This is a genomic window from Phenylobacterium sp. (assembly GCF_041916435.1).
Classification (GTDB): Bacteria; Pseudomonadota; Alphaproteobacteria; order Caulobacterales; family Caulobacteraceae; genus Phenylobacterium.
The window spans coordinates 479168-496416 of the sequence record NZ_JAYRZM010000003.1; the positions used below are offsets into that span (position 1 = coordinate 479168).

Genomic DNA, 17249 nt, shown 5'->3' on the forward strand with positions numbered 1-17249 from the left:
CCCGGCTAGGCGCTCAGCAGGCGCCGATAGAGCGTGGAGCGGTGCACGCCCAGCCGCCGCGCCGCCAGGCTGACGTTGCCGCCCGCCGCCGTGAGCGCCCGGCGCATGGCGGCCAGCTCGGCGTCCTCCAGGGTGCCCAGATCCGGCCCCGGCGCGATCGGCCGGCCGGCGCCGCCGTGCGGGAAGCTGGCGACAGCGGCGAAGCGCTCGCCCGAATGGGCGGTCAGCCCGCCGCGGCGCTCCAGGTCGGCGATCGGCGCGGCGAAGATCTCCTCGAAGCGCGTCTCGTCCAGCGCCTCCCAGCCGCGGCCCACCAGCGACAGCCCCCGGCGGTTGGCGCCCACCAGCCGCTCGTCCTTGAACACCAAGACGCCCTCGCGCACGGCGCCCAGCAGGTTCGGGTCGGAATGGAAGCGCACCACCACGCAGCCGTCGAACGGCTGGCTGAACAGCCGATGCTCGATCTGCTCGACGGCCATGCGCACCAGGCCCAGCGCGTGGGCGTGCGGCACGGCGGCCGCGCCGGACATGTCCAGCGCGCCGATGATCGCCCCGCGCGGGTCGATGATCGGCACGGCCGCGCAGGTCAGCCCGCCATGCTCGGCGTAATAGTGCTCGGCCCCGTTGACGGCCACGCCGCGCCGCTCGGCCAGGGCCGTGCCGATGGCGTTGGTGCCCGCGCCGGCCTCGCTCCAGGTGGCGCCGGGCCGCAGCGCCACCCGCGCGGCCCGGTCGGCGAAGCCCGGATCGCCCACCGCGTCCAGGATCACCCCGTCGGCGTTGGTCAGGATGACGATGGCGCCGGTCTCGCGCGCCTCGGCGTAGAGGGCGTCCAGCTCCGGCCGGCTGAGCCGGCGCAAGGTCTCGTGCCGCTCGCAGGCGGCCCGCAGCTCGGCGGCGGTCATCGGCGACACCCGCGGCTGGCCGGCCGCGTCCAGGCCCATCTCCGAGCAGCGGATCCACGAGCGGAGCACCGAGTGGTTGAAGTTCGCCGGCAGGCGGCCGTCGTTGAAGAACGCCGTCCGGGCCGCATCGACTGTTCTCGGGTCCGCCGTCATGCGTCGCCTCCAAGTGTCGCATCTTGCGACAGGGGCGCTCTTACTGTCGCCTCACGCGACAAAGTCGGCCGCCGACCAGCAACTTGTCTACTGAATTCTGGGTTTTGATTGTCGCACGGGCCCTCGCGCATTTGACCGCCGACACCCCCGATCCTTTCGTGAAGGCCCCAAGATCACCAGGAGGCGGACGAGCGTTCCGCCCCGTTAGGGAGCCAGGATATGACCAAGCACGAACGCGTCGTCGCCCAGTCCGCGCCCTTCAAGGCGCGCTACGGCAACTTCATCGGCGGCCGGTGGGTCGAACCCGCCGCTGGCCGGTATTTCAGCAACATCTCGCCGGTGAACGGCCTGGCCCTGTGCGAGGTCGCCCGCTCGGACGCGGCCGACGTGGAGCTCGCGCTGGACGCCGCCCACGCCGCCAAGGCCGCCTGGGGCCGCACCAGCGCCGCCGATCGCTCGCTGATCCTCAACCGAATCGCCGACCGCATGGAGGAGAACCTCGACCTGCTGGCCCGCGCCGAGACCTGGGACAACGGCAAGCCGATCCGCGAGACCATGGCCGCCGACGTGCCGCTGGCCATCGACCACTTCCGTTATTTCGCCGGCTGCATCCGCGCCCAGGAAGGCACGATCGGCGAGATCGACCACGACACCGTCGCCTATCACTTCCATGAGCCGCTCGGCGTCGTGGGCCAGATCATCCCGTGGAACTTCCCGCTGCTGATGGCCGCCTGGAAGCTCGCCCCGGCGCTGGCCGCCGGCAACTGCGTGGTGCTCAAGCCCGCCGAGCAGACCCCGGCCTCGATCCTGGTGTTCGCCGAACTGGTGGGCGACCTGTTGCCCCCCGGCGTGCTGAACATCGTCAACGGCTTCGGCCTGGAAGCGGGCAAGCCGCTGGCGTCCAGCCCGCGCATCGCCAAGATCGCCTTCACCGGCGAGACCAGCACCGGCCGCCTGATCCTGGAGTACGCCGGCAAGAACCTGATCCCGGCCACCCTGGAGCTGGGCGGCAAGAGCCCGAACATCTTCTTCCAGGACGTCACCGCCGAGGACGACGACTTCCTCGACAAGGCGATCGAAGGCTTCGTCATGTTCGCCCTGAACCAGGGCGAGGTCTGCACCTGCCCCAGCCGCGCGCTGGTGCACGAGAAGATCTACGACAGGTTCATGGAGAAGGCCCTGGCCCGCGTGGCGGCGATCAAGCAGGGCGACCCGCTCGACCCCACCACCATGATCGGCGCCCAGGCCTCTTCCGAGCAGATGGAGAAGATCCTCGGCTACATCGAGATCGGCCGCCAGGAGGGCGCCCAGGTGCTGGCCGGCGGCGCGCGCAACACCTCCCTGGAGGGCGACCTGGAGGGCGGCTTCTACATCCAGCCCACGGTGCTGAAGGGCCACAACAAGATGCGGGTGTTCCAGGAGGAGATCTTCGGCCCGGTCGTGTCGGTGACCACCTTCAAGGACGAGGACGAGGCGCTGGCGATCGCCAACGACACCCTCTACGGCCTGGGCGCCGGCGTCTGGAGCCGCGACATCAACCGCTGCTACCGCTTCGGCCGCGCCATCGAGGCGGGCCGGGTGTGGACCAACTGCTACCACGCCTATCCGGCCCACGCCGCGTTCGGCGGCTACAAGCAATCGGGCATGGGCCGTGAGACCCACCGCATGATGCTCGACCACTACCAGCAGACCAAGAACATGCTGGTCAGCTACAGCCCGTCCAAGCTGGGCTTCTTCTGAAGCCCTGCCGCCCGCCTTCCGGCCAACCCTCCCTGCTCGCCGGAGCCGCCGGCGCGAATGTGGGCTCCCGCATTCGGCGCCTGGCGCTCAAGGGAGGCGGGCGGCTCCCTTGGAGCCTTCCACCCGCCGCCGCGCGCGGCGCTCAGGCCAGGGGCTCGTTCCGGATCACCCGGGCGAACAGGTCCGGGTCGACGTTGCCGCCGGACAGCACCAGCCCAACCGTCTTGCCGGCCGCGGCGACCTTGCCGGCCAACAGCGCGGCCAGACCCGCCGCCCCGCCCGGCTCCACCACCAGCTTCAGGGCCGAGAACGCGTAGCGCAGCGCCTCGGCCACCTCGGCGTCGTCGACCACGGCCACGTCCGCCAGGTTGCGCTGCAGGATCGGAAAGGTCAGTTCGCCCGGCGCGGGTGATTCCAGGGCGTCGCACAGGGTGCGCGCGGAAGGCTTCAGCGTGATGCGCCGGCCGGCTCTCAGCGATTGCAGGGTGTCGTCATAGCCGGCGGGCTCGACGCCGACGAACTGCGTGGCCGGCGACAGCGCCCGGATCGCCGTGGAGACCCCGCTCATCAGTCCACCGCCGCCGAGGGGCGAGATCACCAGGTCCAGGCTCGCGCCCAGCGCGTCGGCCTGCCGCGCCAGCTCCAGCCCCAGGGTTCCCTGTCCGGCGATGATGTGCGGATCGTCGTAGGAGGGGACCACCGTCGCCCCGCGCTCGGCGGCGACCTCGGCGGCGATGGCCGCGCGGTCTTCCGTCAGCCGGTCGAAGAGCCGAATCTCCGCGCCGTAGCCGCGGGTGGCGTCCAGCTTCACCTTCGGCGCGTCCGAGGGCATGACGATCAGCGCCGGGACGCCCAGCAGCTTCGCCGCCAGGGCCACGCCCTGGGCGTGGTTGCCGGAGGAGAAAGCCACCACGCCGCGCCGGCGCTCGGCCTCGGAAAGCTGCGAGAGGCGGTTGTAGGCGCCGCGGAACTTGAAGGCCCCGACCCGCTGCAGGGTCTCCGGCTTGATCAGCACCCGCGCGCCCAGGCGCTCGTTCAGCGCCAGGCTCTCAATGAGCGGCGTCGTCACCGCATGGCCGGCCAGACGCCCGGCGGCGGCCTCGATATCGGCGAGGGTGACGCTCACGCGGCCGGCCTCACTTGGCGAAGACCATCTTGTCGTCGGCGAAGGCCTTGAACTCCAGGGCGTTGCCGGACGGGTCCAGGAAGAACAGCGTCGCCTGCTCGCCCGGCAGGCCCTTGAAGCGCACCTGCGGCTCGATGATGAACTTCACCTTCGCCGCCTTCAGCCGCTCGGCCAGCTCGCGCCAGGCGTCCAGGGTCAGGATCACGCCGAAGTGGCGCACCGGCACCTGCTCGCCGTCCACGGCGCTGGTGTTGCGGTGGCCCGCCTCGTCCGGCGACAGGTGGGCGACGATCTGATGGCCGTAGAAGTCGAAGTCGACCCAGTCAGGCGCCGAGCGGCCCTCGGCGCAGCCGATCAGGCCGCCATAGAAGGCGCGGGCCTCGGCGATGTCGCGGACGGGAAAGGCCAGGTGGAAGCGAGGGATGTCCATGGCCGGCTAGATAGCGCCGGCGCCGTCCCGGTGCGAGGGGCTTGACGCTGGCGGTCAATCGCTGTTTAGAGCGTGCCGCTGCGTCCGGCGCCGTGCGCGCGACGCGATCACAATCGATCCCATCCACCCGCCGAGGGCCTGTCGAAGGGCTGGTGGATCAGCCTGGGCAGGCGGAGGATCGTATCCATGGCCAACGTCACCGTGATCGGCGCCCAGTGGGGCGACGAAGGCAAGGGCAAGCTTGTCGACTGGCTGTCCAACCGCGCCGACGTCGTCGTGCGCTTCCAGGGCGGGCACAACGCCGGCCACACCCTGGTGGTGGGCGACCAGACCTACAAGCTCAGCCTGCTCCCCTCCGGCGTGGTGCAGGGCAAGCTGTCCATCATCGGCAACGGCGTGGTGGTCGATCCCTGGCACCTGGTCGAGGAGATCGCCAAGCTGCGCGGCCAGGGCGTGAACATCACCCGCGAGCTTCTGGTGCTGGCTGACAACGCCTGCCTGATCCTGCCGGTGCACCGCGACCTGGACCAGGCGCGCGAAGCGGCGGCGACCAACAAGATCGGCACCACCGGCCGCGGCATCGGCCCGGCCTATGAGGACAAGGTCGGCCGCCGGGCGATCCGGGTGGCGGACCTGGCCGACCGCGACGCGCTGGAAGCCAAGATCGACCGCCTGCTCGCCCACCACGCCCCGCTGCGCCAGGGCCTGGGCCTGCCGCCGGTGGACCCGGCCGGCCTGCTGGCCGAGCTGGAGGCCATGGCCCCGAAGATCCTGCCTTACGCCCGGCCGGCCTGGCGGCTCCTGGACGAGGTGGTGAAGTCGGGCCGCCGCGTGCTGTTCGAGGGCGCGCAGGGCGCGCTCCTGGACGTGGACCACGGCACCTATCCGTTTGTCACCTCCTCCAACACCGTGGCCGGCCAGGCGGCGGCCGGCTCGGGCCTGGGCCCCAAGGGGCCGGGCTATGTGCTGGGCATCGTCAAGGCCTACACCACCCGCGTGGGCGAGGGTCCCTTCCCGGCCGAGCTGTTCGACGACGACGGCAAGCGCCTGGGCGAGCGGGGCCACGAGTTCGGCACGGTCACCGGCCGGGCCCGCCGCTGCGGCTGGTTCGACGCGGCGCTGGTGCGCCAGTCGGTGGCGCTGAACGGCATTGAGGGCGTGGCGCTCACCAAGCTCGACGTGCTGGACGGCTTTCCCACTCTGAAGATCTGCACCGGCTACCGGATCGGCGACCGCGAGATCGACCACCTGCCCGCCGGCCTGAAGGATCAGGCGGCGCTGACGCCGGTGTTCGAGGAGCTGGAGGGCTGGAGCGAAAGCACCCAGGGCGCACGCTCGTGGATGGACCTGCCGGCGGCGGCCATCAAGTACGTGCGCCGGGTCGAGGAGCTGATCGGCGCGCCGGTCGTGCTGCTCTCCACCAGCCCCGAGCGGGACGACACCATCATGATGCGTGATCCCTTCCAGGACTGATTCCACAAGGGCCCGGAGCCTGGAGCGCGCGGATCGGCCGCGCCGCCGTCAAGGCGTTCTTTACCGAACCTGGGGCATGGTCGGGCCGTGTAATCCGCAAGGCCCGCGCCTGTGTTCGACGACGACGCCAAGTTGATCCGCAAGATGGCCCCGCAGCTGCAGCGGGTGCTGATCATCGATCCGCAGCCCGCTGGCGCGCGCCTGCTCGCCGACCTGATGCGCACCCTGGTGCGCTCGCAGGTGTGGATCGCGCCGTCGGGCCGCAAGGCGCTGGCGATGATCCACGAGGTCGACGCCCAGATCATCTTCGTCGAACTGGCGGGCGTGGACACCGACGGGGTGGAGTTCACCCGCCGCCTGCGGCGCAGCGATGCGCTCTGCCGCCAGGCGCCGGTGGTGATCATGACCGCCGAGGCCACCGCCCAGGCGATCCGCGCCGCGCGCGACGCCGGCGTCAGCGAGTTCATGCGCAAGCCCTTCACCACCAAGGACCTCCTGCGGCGGCTGGAGGCGGTGACGCTGCACCCGCGCGACTGGATCGAGGCGGTGGAGTACATCGGCCCCGACCGGCGCCGGTTCAACTCGGGCGACTACAAGGGCCCGCGCAAGCGCAAGTCCGACGCGCGGCAGACGCCGGACGCCGAGCGCATCAGCCAGGCCCTGAAGATCCTGAAATCCGCCGCGGCGGCGGCCGCCAGCGACCCGACCCAGGCGCTGCGCGCCATGCTCGCTCAGGCCGCGGACCTGGATAGGGCCGCCCGCACGGTGGGCGACGGAAACCTGGCGAACGCCGTGGCCGTCCTGCAGCGCTATCTGAACGCCGTGGTGGACAAGACCGCGCCGTTCACGCGCGAGGAAGCGGAGCGGCGGGTCGCGCCGCTCCTCCTGTTCCTGCCGGCCGAAACCTCGGCCAAGGCGAAGACCGCCGCGGCCTAAGCCGTTCCGTCAGGCGTCGACGAGGTTGCGCGCCTCGGCGGCGGCCCGCATCGACTTCTGCAGCTTCTCGAAGGCGCGCACCTCGATCTGGCGCACCCGCTCGCGGCTGACGCCGTATTGCGAGGCGAGTTCCTCCAGGGTGGTGGGCTCGTCCTTCAGCCGCCGCTCGGTCAGGATATGACGCTCGCGGTCGGAGAGCTCGGTCATGGCCTCCTCGAGCAGGCTCATGCGGATCGAGCGCTCCTCGTTGTCGGCCACCAGGGTCTCCTGGCTGGGGGTGTCCTCGTCCACCAGCCAGTCCTGCCACTCGCTTTCGCCGTCGGCGCGCAGGGGCGCGTTCAGCGAGGCGTCGCCGCCCGAGAGGCGCCGGTTCATCGACACGACTTCCTCGTCCAGCACGCCCAGCTTGGTGGCGATCTGGTGCACCTGGTCGGGATGCATGTCGCCCTCGTCCAGGGCGCTGATCTCGCTCTTGGCCTTGCGCAGGTTGAAGAACAGCTTCTTCTGCGCCGCCGTCGTGCCCATCTTCACCAGCGACCAGGACCGCAGGATGTATTCCTGGATCGAGGCGCGGATCCACCACATGGCGTAGGTGGCCAGGCGGAAGCCGCGATCCGGGTCGAACTTCTTGACCGCCTGCATCAGGCCGACGTTGCCCTCGGAGATCACCTCGCCGATCGGCAGGCCGTAGCCGCGGTAGCCCATGGCGATCTTGGCCACCAGGCGCAGGTGGCTGGTGACGAGCTGGCGGGCGGCCTCGGGATCCTCATGCTCCTGCCAGCGCTTGGCGAGCATGAACTCCTCGTCCTTAGCCAGCATGGGGAACTTGCGAATTTCATTCAGGTACCGGCTCAGTCCGCCTTCCGGCGACATCACGGCGAGCGTGTTCGCAGCCATTGTCTATCCCCTCAATTTTTGTCGGAAGTCCGGGTCGCACGCGAAAACGCGCCAAACGGCCCCTCTTTCCCCCTCATCACCCAGATAGGTATCCGAGCCTTCAAGGGGAAGACCGTCCCGGGGAGGAACGCCCGAAAATCCGACTTCTCAGGTGGGTTATTAGTACGCCGCCACGGCGCCGGCATCAAGGCCGCCATGTTTCAGTTTGCTTCGAAGATTTCAGAGGGCGCCCAGGAGTTTCTCTAACGCCGCCATGTCGGCCGGCAGCGTGCTTTCGAATCGCAGCGTCTCGCCCGTGACGGGATGGACGAAGCCCAGCACGGCCGCATGCAGGGCCTGGCGCTTCAGGCCCGCCCGGGCGATCGCCTCGCGCACGGCCTGGGCGGGCGGGCCCGAGCCGTAGACCGGATCGCCCAGGCACGGCGCCCCCTTGGAGGCCAGGTGCACGCGGATCTGGTGGGTGCGGCCGGTCTCCAGGCGGCAGGCCACCCGCGCGGCGAGCGGCTTGTCCTCGGGCCCGAACGCGCGCTCGACCCGATAGTGGGTGACGGCCTCGCGCCCGCCGGACCTGACCACGGCCATCTTCTTGCGGTCGTGGGTCGAGCGGGCGATCCGCGCCTCGATGGTCCCGCGCGCCGGATGCGGCGCGCCGCGGGTGAACGCCACATAGACCCGCTCGATGTCGTGGCGGGCGAACAGGGCCGACAGCCCCTGGTGCGCCGCGTCGGTCTTCGCCGCCACGACGATCCCGGAGGTGTCCTTGTCGATGCGGTGGACGATGCCCGGCCGCGCGACCCCGCCCACGCCGGACAGGCTGTCGCCGCAATGGGCCAGAAGCGCGTTGACCAGGGTGCCGGTCTCGCTGCCCGGCGCCGGATGCACGGCCATCCCCGCCGGCTTGTCCACTACGATCAGGTGCGCGTCCTCGAACAGCACGACGAGGGGGATGTCCTCGGCCGCGGGCTCGGCCGGCGCCGGCGGCGGCACGGCGATCTCGTAGTCCCCTGGCCGGGCCTTGGCCGAAGGGTCGCGCAGCGCCTCGCCGGCCAGGCTCACCCGTCCCTCGGCCATCAGCGCCTGGATGCGCGCCCGCGACAGGGCGGCGGCGCCCTGGGCCAGGACCTTGTCGAGGCGCTCGCCGGCCTGGTCCGGGCCGAGCGTGACGACCAGGATCTCGCCCGGCTCGTCCTCGTCGTCGGCCGGCGGCGGCGGACCAGCGTCAGTTTCCATGCATAGGGCTCCGGCGCCCCGGCGGCCGGGACTGTGGTTTGTGCGGACGAGTCGTCTTCCGCGGGCGCTTTTAGCGTGGACCTGCGGCCCCTCGCTGGACATCCGTATCACGCTGCTGTCGTAGATATGCCGTCTATTGCGCGCGCGCCGAGGGGCGCCGCGGACAGTCGGGGGTGACGCATATGAAACTGGATCGTCGTCGGGCCTTGGCCCTGTTGGGATTGGGCGCCGCCGCCCCGGCCGCCACCGCCGCGGCCGCCGCCTACAAGGGCGAGGTCGCCTTCAACCACGGCGTGGCCTCCGGCGATCCGACCCAGGACAGCCTGATCCTGTGGACGCGGATCACCCCGCTGGACAAGAAAGGCGGCGACATCGCCTACAAGTGGCGGCTCAATCCGATCGACCGCCGCGCCGGCGGCGCCAAGTCCGGCGAGGGCGTGACCGGCCCCGACCGCGACTACACCGTCAAGGTCGACGTCGGCGGGCTCGACGCGGGCCGGGCCTACACCTTCGAGTTCGAATCGGCGGGCGCCACCTCGCCGATGGGCCGCACGGCCACCCTGCCGGCCGGGTCGGTGGACGACGTGGTTCTCGCCGTCGCCTCCTGCGCGCTCTATCCGAACGGCTACTTCAACGCCTACCAGGCGATCGCCGACCTGCCCCGCGTCGACGCGGTGCTGCACCTGGGCGACTACATCTACGAATACGGCGGGCCCGGCTCCTACGGCATGGATTCCAAGGTCGCCGACAAGCGGCCGCACGATCCGCCGCACGAGATCATCACCCTGGCCGACTACCGGACGCGCCACGCCCAGTACAAGACCGACCCTCAACTGCAGGCGGCCCACGCCCGCGCGCCCTGGATCGTCGTCTGGGACGACCACGAGACGGCCAACGACAGCTACAAGGACGGCGCCGAGGATCACCAGCCCGAAACCGAGGGCGACTGGAACACGCGCAAGGCCGTGGCCATCAAGGCCTACTACGAGTGGATGCCGATCCGCGAGCCGGCCAAGGGCAAGTCGATGGAGGCGGCCTGGCGCAGCTTCCACTTCGGCGACCTGGCCTCGCTGATCATGATCGAGACCCGGCTCACCGCCCGCGACCACCAGCTCAACTACAACGCCGACCTGAAGGGCACGACGCCCGAAGACATCGCCGCCTTCCGCGCCAAGCTGGACGATCCTTCGCGCAAGATGATGGGCGAGGCCCAGCACGCCTGGGTGGCCGACGAGGTGAAGCGCTCGGTGGCCGCCGGCCACGCCTGGCAGGTGCTGGGCAACCAGGTGGTGATGGCGCGCGCCAACATCGCCAGCTTCTCCGACGCCATGGGCCAGGACGGCTTCGAGAAGGCGGCGGCGGACCTGCCCGAGAACGTGCGGGCGCGCCTGACCAAGCTCAACAACCTGGCTCCGCTGAACCTGCCCTACGGCCTGGACATGTGGGACGGCTATCCGCCGGACCGTCAGCGTCTGTACCAGAACCTGTCGGCGGCCGGCGCCAGCCCGATCGTGGTGTCGGGCGACAGCCACGCCTTCTGGGCCAACGAGCTCTATGACGCGCCCGAGGGCGGCCGCCGGGTGGCGGTGGAGTTCGGCACGACCGGGATCACCAGCCCGGGCGGCGGCGACTACCTGAAGACCATCCCGCTCGGCGAGGTCTACATGAAGGCCAACCGCGAGATCGTCTACAACAACCAGGCGGTCAAAGGCTTCGTCCTGCTCACGCTCAACCGCGACCAGGCCAAGGGCGAGCTGATGAAGGTCTCGACCATCACCGACACGGCCTATGAGACCACGGTCGACAAGGCGTTCACGGTGACGCCCGTGGCCGGCGGCGGCGTCTCGGCCCTGGCCGAGGCGAGCGAGCAGCCGGCCGGCTTCAACTGCGGCTGCTAAAGCGGCCCTAGAGCATTTTCCGCCGAAGCGGACGCCGGTTCGGCGGAGGAAATGCTCGAAATCCAAAGAATCTTGAGCGAAATCCGATTCATTCAAATCGGATTTCGCTCTAGCGCCGGTCGAACGCCAGCCGCGCGGCGAAGGCCAGGAAGACGCCGCCGGTCAGCCGGTCGAGCCAGCCCACCACGGCCGGCCGCCTGAGGGCCAGGGCGATCGGCCGGGTGGCCGCGATCAGGACGGCGAACCAGGCGACGCCCATCAGCCCGTGGATCACGGCCAGCAGCAGCATGAAGCTGGTCGGCTCCACGCCCCCGGGCATGAACTGGGGCAGGAACGAGACGTAGAAGACGCCGACCTTGGGGTTCAGGAGATTGGTGAGGAGGCCCCGCCGGAACCAGGCCGAGGCGCGGGTGGGCCGCACGTGCGCGCCCGCCGCTTCGAAGCTGGACCGGGGCTTCATGATCAGGTTCACGCCCAGCCAGGCGAGATAGGCCGCGCCCGCCCACTTCAGGACCGCGAACGCCGCCTGCGACGCCGCCAGCAAGGCGCCCACGCCGAAGGCGGCCGCCGCGCCCCACACCAGGCAGCCGCAGACGATCCCGAGCGCCGCCAGGGCCGCGCGCCGGGGCCCTTCGGCGGCGGCCGTGCGCAGCACCAGGGCCGTGTCCAGCCCCGGCGTGATGGTCAGGAGCCCCGCCGCCAGGCTGAAGGCGGCCAGGGCCTGAAGCACGCTCACGGCTGCTCCTTCAGCGTCCCGTCGGCGCCGACGACGCGATAGAAGCAGGAGCGGAACCCTACGTGGCAGGCGCCGCCGTCGCCCTGCGGGCGCACCTTGATCCACACCGCGTCCTGGTCGCAGTCGATCCGCATCTCCTCGACCGTCTGGATCTGGCCGCTGGTCGCGCCCTTGTGCCAGAGCTCGTTGCGCGAGCGGCTGAAGTAGTGGGCCTCGCCGGTCTCGATCGTGCGCTGCAGGGCCTCGGCGTTCATCCAGGCGAACATCAAGACCTCGCCGGTGTCGGCGTGGGTGGCCACCGCCGCGATCAGGCCGTTGGCGTCGAACCGCGGGGCGAGGACGGAGCCGCGCTCCAGGGCGTGCGTGTCGGGGGCGGTGGGAAAGGCGCTCATGGCCTTCATATAGCCGCGCGAAGCGGGCATGAGGAACGTCCGTCTTCGACCTGGAGAAATCTCGCCCATGGCCGCCACCCGCCGCTCGCTGATCGCCGCCGCGACCGCCTTCGCCCTGCCGGCCCTGCTTCCCCTGGCCGCCGACGGGCGCGAGCGGCGCGGCAAGCCGGTCGGGTGCCGCGAGCGCGCGGCCTACGTCGGCGAGGGCCTGCGCCCGCAGCTCTTCCCGCAGGTGTTCGACGCGGCCGCCGCCTCGGCCGGCGCGCGGGCCCACATGGTGATCCACGACAGCCTGGACGAGGCGTTCGACAAGGCCGCCGGACGGATGAAGCCCGCCGCCTTCGCCGCCGCGGTGATCGCGCCGGACGGCGGCCAGTGGAACCAGCTCCGCGCCCCGCGGGGCGCGCCTGAGCCCGACCGCTTCCTGTGGACCGGCGCCGAGCAGGTGTTCGTCGCCACCGCGGTCCTGCAGATGGTGGAGGAGGGCAAGGTCTCGCTGGACGACAAGCTGGCCAAGTGGGCGCCGGACGCGCCCGGAGCCGCCGTCGTCGCCGTCGACGACCTGTTGTCCCAGACCAGCGGCCTCGCCGACATCGGCGCGCCGGCCGCCTTCTGCCCCGGCGCGAACTGGGCGCCGAGCCCCGGCGGCCAGGCGATGCTGGGCAAGATCGTCGAGGCGGTGGACGGCGCCCCGGTCCACCAGGCGCTGACAAAGCGCATCGTCCAGCGCCTGAGGCTGGAGGAGACCACCGTCCTGGCGCCCGGCCAGACGCTGGAGGGCCTGGCCGGCCCGGCCGCGGCGGGGGGCGTGGCGGCCTCGGCCCTGGACATGGTGCGCTTCTGGCGCGGCCTGATGGCGAACAGGCTGCATGGCGAGGCGATCACCCGCGGCCGCTTCTACCGGCTCTATCCCATGACCGGCGCCGGCCCCGGCTACTACGGCCAGGGCGTGATGGTGACCGACCTCTACAAGATCGACCAGACCGCCCGCGACACCTGGCTGGGCTACACCCAGGCCACGGCCGCGGCGGCCTATTCGGTGGAGCGGGACGCCTTCGCCGCCGTCGCGCTCACCGGCGAGGGCTCGGCCGAAGACGCCCTGCGCCAGATCTTCAAGGCCCTGCCCAAGGTGAAGACGGCCTGACCGGGCGCCGTTGACCCGCGTCAAGGCGGCGCCGGCGCGGGCCGCCCAGACTTCGGCCTCCACGCCGGAGCGCCCCGCCATGACGCCGCTCGTGATCCACACCCATCCGCTCAGCCCCTATGGCTGGGGCGCGCGGCTGATCTGCGCCGAAAAGGGTGTGCCGCACACGCTGCAGCCCGTGTGGGACGCCTCCGCGCCCGAGCACCGCAAGCTGCACCCGTTCGGCAAGGTGCCGGTGCTGCAGCATGGCGAGGTGATCATCTACGAGAGCCTGGCTATCGCCCACTACGTCGCCCGCGCCTTCGAGGGCCCGGCGCTGGAGCCGATCGACTACCTCGGCCAGGCGCACATGCTGCGCTGGATGAGCATCGTGAACGGCTACTGCTTTCCCACCATGAACGGCCTGATCAAGGAGCGGCTGGCCGACATGATCCGCGGAACGCCGCCCGACCCGGCCGTGCTCGCCGCCTGCCGCCAGGCGATGGGCGAACAGCTCGCGCTGATCGAGGAGGCGCTGTCGGCCCATCCGTTCCTGGTCGGCGAGCACCTGACCCTGGCCGACCCGTTCCTGTTGCCGCACCTGCACTTCGCCGCGCAGACGCCGGAGGGCGCAGACGCCCTGGCCCAGGCGCCGGCGACGCAGGCGTGGCTGGAGCGGATGCGCGCGCGGCCGAGCTTCGCGGCGACCAGTCCGTCCGCCTGAGAGCTAGATGCCGGCGTACCAGGCGTAGCCGGCGCGATCCTCCCAGAAGCCGCCCTTGCCGCGGCCGATGTGGGCGAAGTCCTCCACCGCCTCGATGCGCATGACGTACTTGGCGTGCTTGTAGCCGAGCTGGCGCTCGACCCTGAGTCGGAGCGGCGCGCCGTGCGCCACCGGCAGCGGCCGGCCGTTCATGTCGTAGGCCAGGATGGTCTGCGGATGGAACGCGTCGATCAGGTCGATGCTCTCGTAGTACTGGCCGGTGGCGTCGCCGCCCAGGTTGTCGGCGCAGTGGAAGACCAGGTAGCGCGCGTCGGGCTTCAGCCCCGCCCGGTCCAGCAGCGGGCCGAGCCGCGCGCCGGTCCACTTGCCGATCGAGCTCCAGCCCTCCACGCAGTCGTGCCGGGTGATCTGGGTGCGCGCGGGCATGGCGCGCAGCTCGGCCAGGCTGAGCGACATGGGGTGCTCCACCAGTCCGTCGACGACCAGCCGCCAGTCGGCGAAGCCGGCGGCGGCGAGGGCGCGGTATTCCGGCTCCCCCGGCCGCGTGGTGCCGTTGGCCCTGAAGTCGGGCGAGATGTCGGCCTCGGCGAACTCCTTGGCCAGCGCCGTGCGCGGCACGATCAGCCGCTGGGCCCGGCGCGTCAGGCCCTCGGCGCCGGCCAGGGTGTCGTGCACGGCCTTGCTGCGGTTGAGCTGGTCGCAGGCGGCCAGCCACAGCCCCGCCAGGCTCGCGCCGGCGCCCTTCAGCCAGCCTCGGCGATGGACGGTCATTGGGCGGCCTCCTCGGCCTTGGGCGGCTCGACCTCGATGGCGTAGCGGCCGGTGATCATCGAGCGGATGTTGTTCCAGGTGCCCGAGGCCACCACCATCGCCAGGTGGACGGCCACGAAGGCGACGATGGCGCTGGCCGACAGGAAGTGGATCGTGCGCGCCGACTGGCGGCCGCCGAACAGCTCCACCAGCCAGGGCAGGCCCGCGTCCATCCCAGGCGACATGGTCAGGCCGGTGCCGACCATCAGCGGCAGGAAGACCAGGATCACCGCCAGATAGGCCAGCTTCTGCAGGATGTTGTAGCGCCTGGCCTCCTCGCCCTTGGGGAAGCGCAGGCGGGCGTGCTCGACGATCTCACGCCAAAGGTGACCGGGCTTCAGCTCGGCCAGGCGCGGCCACAGGTCGTTCCTCAGATGGCCGCCGAGGATCGCCGCCGACAGGTAGACCAGCCCGTTCAGCACGAACACCCAGGCGAGCGCGAAGTGCCAGATGCGCCCGTCGGCGAGGGAGCGGTAGCTGGGGATCGTCGCCCAGGCGGGAAAGCCGCGCTTCTCGCCGTGACCCGCGCGGCCGGACCAGCCGAACAGGCCGGTGCTGTCGAACCTGACCGGCCCGATCTTGGTGACCCCGACCATGCGGTCGCCGAGGTCCTGCGCGGTCATGGATATCCACGGGCGCGAGAAGTGCGAGGCTTGGCCCCAGTAGAGCGCGGGATGGGCGTTGAAGATCTGCAGGCCGCTCATCAGCAGGACCAGCAGGGCGGCCACGTTGATCCAGTGCGTCACGCGCACGATCACGCCGTGGCGGCGAACGAGCTCCTTGCGGGGCGGAGCAGATGGCATCGACGTCTCCTCCGTGAGCGGCGCGAGCTTGCCTGATCATCAGTTCGCGCGAAACCGCCATTTGGTTACGCCGCGATTGCGAGGCGGGCTCATCGTCCTTAGGGTCCGCGCCGGCGAAAGGGGAGCGGCGTGACGGACCAATCCGAGGAACAGACGGGCCCGGAGGTATGGTCCGGCGGGGTCAACACCTGGGAATGCGACGAGATGGGGCACATGAACGTGCGCTTCTACGTCGCCAAGTCGCTGGAAGGGCTGGCGGGGCTGGCTGCGCTGCTCGGCCTGCGCCACGCCTTCGCGCCCAACGCCGATTCCACCCTGATCGTTCGCGAACAGCACATCCGCTTCCTGAAGGAGGCGCGGCCGGGCGTCGGCCTCTACATGACCGGCGGCGTGGTCGAGATGGGCGAGACCGGCGCGCGGCTGCTCTTGGTGATGCGCCACTTGTCCGGCGAGCCGGCGGCCACCTTCCAGACTGTTGTGAGCCACGCCACGCCCTTCGACGCGGCCACCTTCCCCTGGTCGGCGCGCACGCGGGCGGCCGCCGAGGCGATCCGCATTCCCGTGCCGGCCTACGCCGCGCCGCGCAGCCTGCCGCTGGATCCGGTGGTCACCACGGCCAGCCTGGAGCGGGCCGAGGCCATGGGCCTGAAGCGCATCGGCCTGGGCCTGATCGGGCCGCAGTCGTGCGACGTGTTCGGCCGCATGCAGGTCGACGAGTTCATGGGCCGGGTGTCCGACGGCATCCCGCGCCTGATCGGCCGCCGGGCCACGCCCGAGGAGGTCGGCGCGGCGCCCGGAACGCGGATCGGCGGAGCGGCGATGGAATACCGGCTGATCCACCACGCCTGGCCGCGCGCCGGCGACCGGCTGGAGCTGCGCTCGGGCACGGCGGCGGCCGACGGCCGCATCCGCCGCTTCGTCCACTGGCTGCTCGACCCGGAGACGGGCCGGCCCTGGGGCACGGCCTCGGCGGTCGCGGTGAACTTCGACCTGGACGCGCGCAAGGTCGTCAGCCTCACGCCCGAGGCGGCCAAGGCCGTGCAGGCCGAGGTGATCCCGGATCTGGCGCTCTAGGCGGCCTCTTCGCCGTCGGCGACCGACGCCCGCGACAGGGCCGCCAGGATCGGCGCCGAGGCGACCACCGAGGGCCGCTGGAACGGATTGCCGTGGATCAGCACGATCGCCGCGGTCGGCGCGGCGGCCGATCCGAACAGCACCATGGCGACCAGCGCGGCCTTGGGATCGCCAACGTGGACCACCGCCACGGACAGCAGCGTCAGGAACCCGAGGAAGGCCATGCTGAGCCATTTCAGCGGATCGACGTGGGTCTGGCTGAGCCCGATGCGCAGGTCGCGGCTTTCCCGGATCGCCGTCACCTGCCGCAGCATGAGCTGCTGAACCGTGCCGCCGACGCTGGCGCCCACGGCGCGCGAGGCGGCCAGCGACAGCAGGCGGTCGCCGCCGTCGATCGCGGCCGGGCTGATCGAACGCCGTGCGAGCAGCGGCCATTCGGCGACGCTGGCCCGCGCGTAGTCGGCGATCGCGGCGTGCAGCGCGTTCCGCTCGGGACCGTCCAGCGTGCGCGAGACGATCAGCAGGCCGCGGATCGCGTCCGCCTCGCGCAGGACCGCGTTGGTCGCCCGGTCGTGGGCGGTCCAGGTGTCATTCGCCAGGAAGGCCAGGGTCAGGCCGAACAGCACGCCGACGACGTTGGTGAACGGCGAGGAGACGCCGGCCAGCGAGCGCGCCCATTCGCTCCAGGGCGATCCGGCCAGCAGCCAATAGGTCGCCACGACCGCGGCCAGCGTGCCCAGCATGGCGACGGCTGCGTAGGCGTAGTGGTCGTAGGCGCGCCAGCCGCTCGTGCCCAAGT

The 17249-nt window shown here is 71.1% G+C and carries 17 protein-coding genes; 7 read left to right on the forward strand and 10 right to left on the reverse strand.

The window, feature by feature from the left end; genetic code table 11:
• Nucleotides 1–5: 5 nt before the first annotated feature.
• Entirely contained in the window at nt 6–1058 is a 1053-nt protein-coding gene (locus ACE3TA_RS10730; RefSeq protein ID WP_374573405.1) for a helix-turn-helix domain-containing protein, read from the reverse strand.
• Nucleotides 1059–1277: 219 nt separating this feature from the next.
• On the opposite strand from ACE3TA_RS10730, the gene adh reads away from it, so the two are divergent.
• The gene (gene adh, locus ACE3TA_RS10735) at nt 1278–2798 is read left to right on the forward strand and encodes an aldehyde dehydrogenase (protein WP_374573407.1); all 1521 of its coding nucleotides are present in this window, start codon (nt 1278–1280) and stop codon (nt 2796–2798) included.
• 142 nt (nt 2799–2940) lie between these two features.
• Here the strand turns inward: adh and ACE3TA_RS10740 are convergent, their stop codons facing one another.
• Nucleotides 2941–3924, reverse strand: a complete 984-nt coding sequence (locus ACE3TA_RS10740) for a threonine/serine dehydratase (RefSeq protein WP_374573409.1) — start codon at nt 3922–3924, stop codon at nt 2941–2943.
• Between the two features lie 10 nt (nt 3925–3934).
• A complete protein-coding gene (locus ACE3TA_RS10745; protein ID WP_374573411.1) occupies nt 3935–4354 on the reverse strand; it encodes a VOC family protein in 420 nt (139 codons plus the stop codon).
• A gap of 186 nt (nt 4355–4540) precedes the next feature.
• On the opposite strand from ACE3TA_RS10745, the gene ACE3TA_RS10750 reads away from it, so the two are divergent.
• Both ACE3TA_RS10750 and ACE3TA_RS10755 read left to right on the forward strand, forming a co-directional pair.
• A complete protein-coding gene (locus tag ACE3TA_RS10750) occupies nt 4541–5827 on the forward strand; it encodes an adenylosuccinate synthase (RefSeq protein WP_374573413.1) in 1287 nt (428 codons plus the stop codon).
• Nucleotides 5828–5938: 111 nt separating this feature from the next.
• Entirely contained in the window at nt 5939–6763 is an 825-nt protein-coding gene (locus ACE3TA_RS10755; RefSeq protein WP_374573415.1) for a two-component system response regulator, read from the forward strand.
• 9 nt (nt 6764–6772) lie between these two features.
• Here the strand turns inward: ACE3TA_RS10755 and rpoH are convergent, their stop codons facing one another.
• Both rpoH and ACE3TA_RS10765 read right to left on the reverse strand, forming a co-directional pair.
• Entirely contained in the window at nt 6773–7660 is an 888-nt protein-coding gene (gene rpoH / locus ACE3TA_RS10760) for an RNA polymerase sigma factor RpoH (protein WP_374573417.1), read from the reverse strand.
• A gap of 219 nt (nt 7661–7879) precedes the next feature.
• Entirely contained in the window at nt 7880–8890 is a 1011-nt protein-coding gene (locus tag ACE3TA_RS10765) for an RluA family pseudouridine synthase (protein WP_374573419.1), read from the reverse strand.
• A 182-nt stretch (nt 8891–9072) separates the two neighbouring features.
• Here ACE3TA_RS10765 and ACE3TA_RS10770 point away from each other — a divergent pair, with 182 nt between their 5' ends.
• Entirely contained in the window at nt 9073–10788 is a 1716-nt protein-coding gene (locus tag ACE3TA_RS10770) for an alkaline phosphatase (RefSeq protein WP_374573421.1), read from the forward strand.
• Nucleotides 10789–10897: 109 nt separating this feature from the next.
• Here ACE3TA_RS10770 and ACE3TA_RS10775 read toward each other — a convergent pair whose 3' ends face one another.
• Nucleotides 10898–11524 (reverse strand): LysE family translocator, encoded by a 627-nt coding sequence (locus ACE3TA_RS10775; RefSeq protein ID WP_374573423.1) that lies wholly within the window; start codon nt 11522–11524, stop codon nt 10898–10900.
• Entirely contained in the window at nt 11521–11916 is a 396-nt protein-coding gene (gene hisI, locus ACE3TA_RS10780; RefSeq protein WP_374573685.1) for a phosphoribosyl-AMP cyclohydrolase, read from the reverse strand. The genes ACE3TA_RS10775 and hisI overlap by 4 nt, the downstream gene beginning before the upstream one ends.
• 67 nt (nt 11917–11983) lie before the next feature.
• On the opposite strand from hisI, the gene ACE3TA_RS10785 reads away from it, so the two are divergent.
• Together ACE3TA_RS10785 and ACE3TA_RS10790 are read left to right on the forward strand one after the other, a co-directional pair.
• Nucleotides 11984–13060 carry a serine hydrolase domain-containing protein gene (locus tag ACE3TA_RS10785; protein ID WP_374573425.1) on the forward strand — a complete coding sequence of 359 codons (1077 nt, stop codon included), beginning with the start codon at nt 11984–11986 and terminating at the stop codon, nt 13058–13060.
• 79 nt (nt 13061–13139) lie between these two features.
• Nucleotides 13140–13763: a glutathione S-transferase family protein gene (locus tag ACE3TA_RS10790; protein WP_374573427.1), complete on the forward strand. Its 624-nt coding sequence runs from the start codon at nt 13140–13142 to the stop codon at nt 13761–13763.
• A 3-nt stretch (nt 13764–13766) separates the two neighbouring features.
• Here the strand turns inward: ACE3TA_RS10790 and ACE3TA_RS10795 are convergent, their stop codons facing one another.
• Nucleotides 13767–14534 carry a molybdopterin-binding protein gene (locus ACE3TA_RS10795; protein ID WP_374573429.1) on the reverse strand — a complete coding sequence of 256 codons (768 nt, stop codon included), beginning with the start codon at nt 14532–14534 and terminating at the stop codon, nt 13767–13769.
• Nucleotides 14531–15376, reverse strand: a complete 846-nt coding sequence (locus ACE3TA_RS10800) for a cytochrome b/b6 domain-containing protein (RefSeq protein WP_374573431.1) — start codon at nt 15374–15376, stop codon at nt 14531–14533. Before ACE3TA_RS10800 ends, ACE3TA_RS10795 begins: the two co-directional genes overlap by 4 nt.
• A 129-nt stretch (nt 15377–15505) precedes the next feature.
• On the opposite strand from ACE3TA_RS10800, the gene ACE3TA_RS10805 reads away from it, so the two are divergent.
• Nucleotides 15506–16450 carry a thioesterase family protein gene (locus tag ACE3TA_RS10805; RefSeq protein ID WP_374573433.1) on the forward strand — a complete coding sequence of 315 codons (945 nt, stop codon included), beginning with the start codon at nt 15506–15508 and terminating at the stop codon, nt 16448–16450.
• On the opposite strand, the gene ACE3TA_RS10810 is transcribed toward ACE3TA_RS10805, so the two are convergent.
• Nucleotides 16447–17247 (reverse strand): hypothetical protein, encoded by an 801-nt coding sequence (locus ACE3TA_RS10810; protein ID WP_374573435.1) that lies wholly within the window; start codon nt 17245–17247, stop codon nt 16447–16449. The genes ACE3TA_RS10805 and ACE3TA_RS10810 overlap by 4 nt on opposite strands.
• Between the last annotated feature and the right edge of the window lie 2 nt (nt 17248–17249).

What these genes read in the sequence shown, in the direction of transcription:
- ACE3TA_RS10730 (WP_374573405.1), bottom strand. Translation starts at nt 1,058, where the DNA reads ATGACGGCGGACCCGAGAACAGTCGATGCGGCCCGGACGGCGTTCTTC.
- ACE3TA_RS10770 (WP_374573421.1), top strand. Translation starts at nt 9,073, where the DNA reads ATGAAACTGGATCGTCGTCGGGCCTTGGCCCTGTTGGGATTGGGCGCC.
- ACE3TA_RS10785 (WP_374573425.1), top strand. Translation starts at nt 11,984, where the DNA reads ATGGCCGCCACCCGCCGCTCGCTGATCGCCGCCGCGACCGCCTTCGCC.
- ACE3TA_RS10745 (WP_374573411.1), bottom strand. Translation starts at nt 4,354, where the DNA reads ATGGACATCCCTCGCTTCCACCTGGCCTTTCCCGTCCGCGACATCGCC.
- rpoH (WP_374573417.1), bottom strand. Translation starts at nt 7,660, where the DNA reads ATGGCTGCGAACACGCTCGCCGTGATGTCGCCGGAAGGCGGACTGAGC.
- ACE3TA_RS10765 (WP_374573419.1), bottom strand. Translation starts at nt 8,890, where the DNA reads ATGGAAACTGACGCTGGTCCGCCGCCGCCGGCCGACGACGAGGACGAG.
- ACE3TA_RS10790 (WP_374573427.1), top strand. Translation starts at nt 13,140, where the DNA reads ATGACGCCGCTCGTGATCCACACCCATCCGCTCAGCCCCTATGGCTGG.
- hisI (WP_374573685.1), bottom strand. Translation starts at nt 11,916, where the DNA reads ATGAGCGCCTTTCCCACCGCCCCCGACACGCACGCCCTGGAGCGCGGC.
- ACE3TA_RS10750 (WP_374573413.1), top strand. Translation starts at nt 4,541, where the DNA reads ATGGCCAACGTCACCGTGATCGGCGCCCAGTGGGGCGACGAAGGCAAG.
- ACE3TA_RS10800 (WP_374573431.1), bottom strand. Translation starts at nt 15,376, where the DNA reads ATGCCATCTGCTCCGCCCCGCAAGGAGCTCGTTCGCCGCCACGGCGTG.
- adh (WP_374573407.1), top strand. Translation starts at nt 1,278, where the DNA reads ATGACCAAGCACGAACGCGTCGTCGCCCAGTCCGCGCCCTTCAAGGCG.
- ACE3TA_RS10795 (WP_374573429.1), bottom strand. Translation starts at nt 14,534, where the DNA reads ATGACCGTCCATCGCCGAGGCTGGCTGAAGGGCGCCGGCGCGAGCCTG.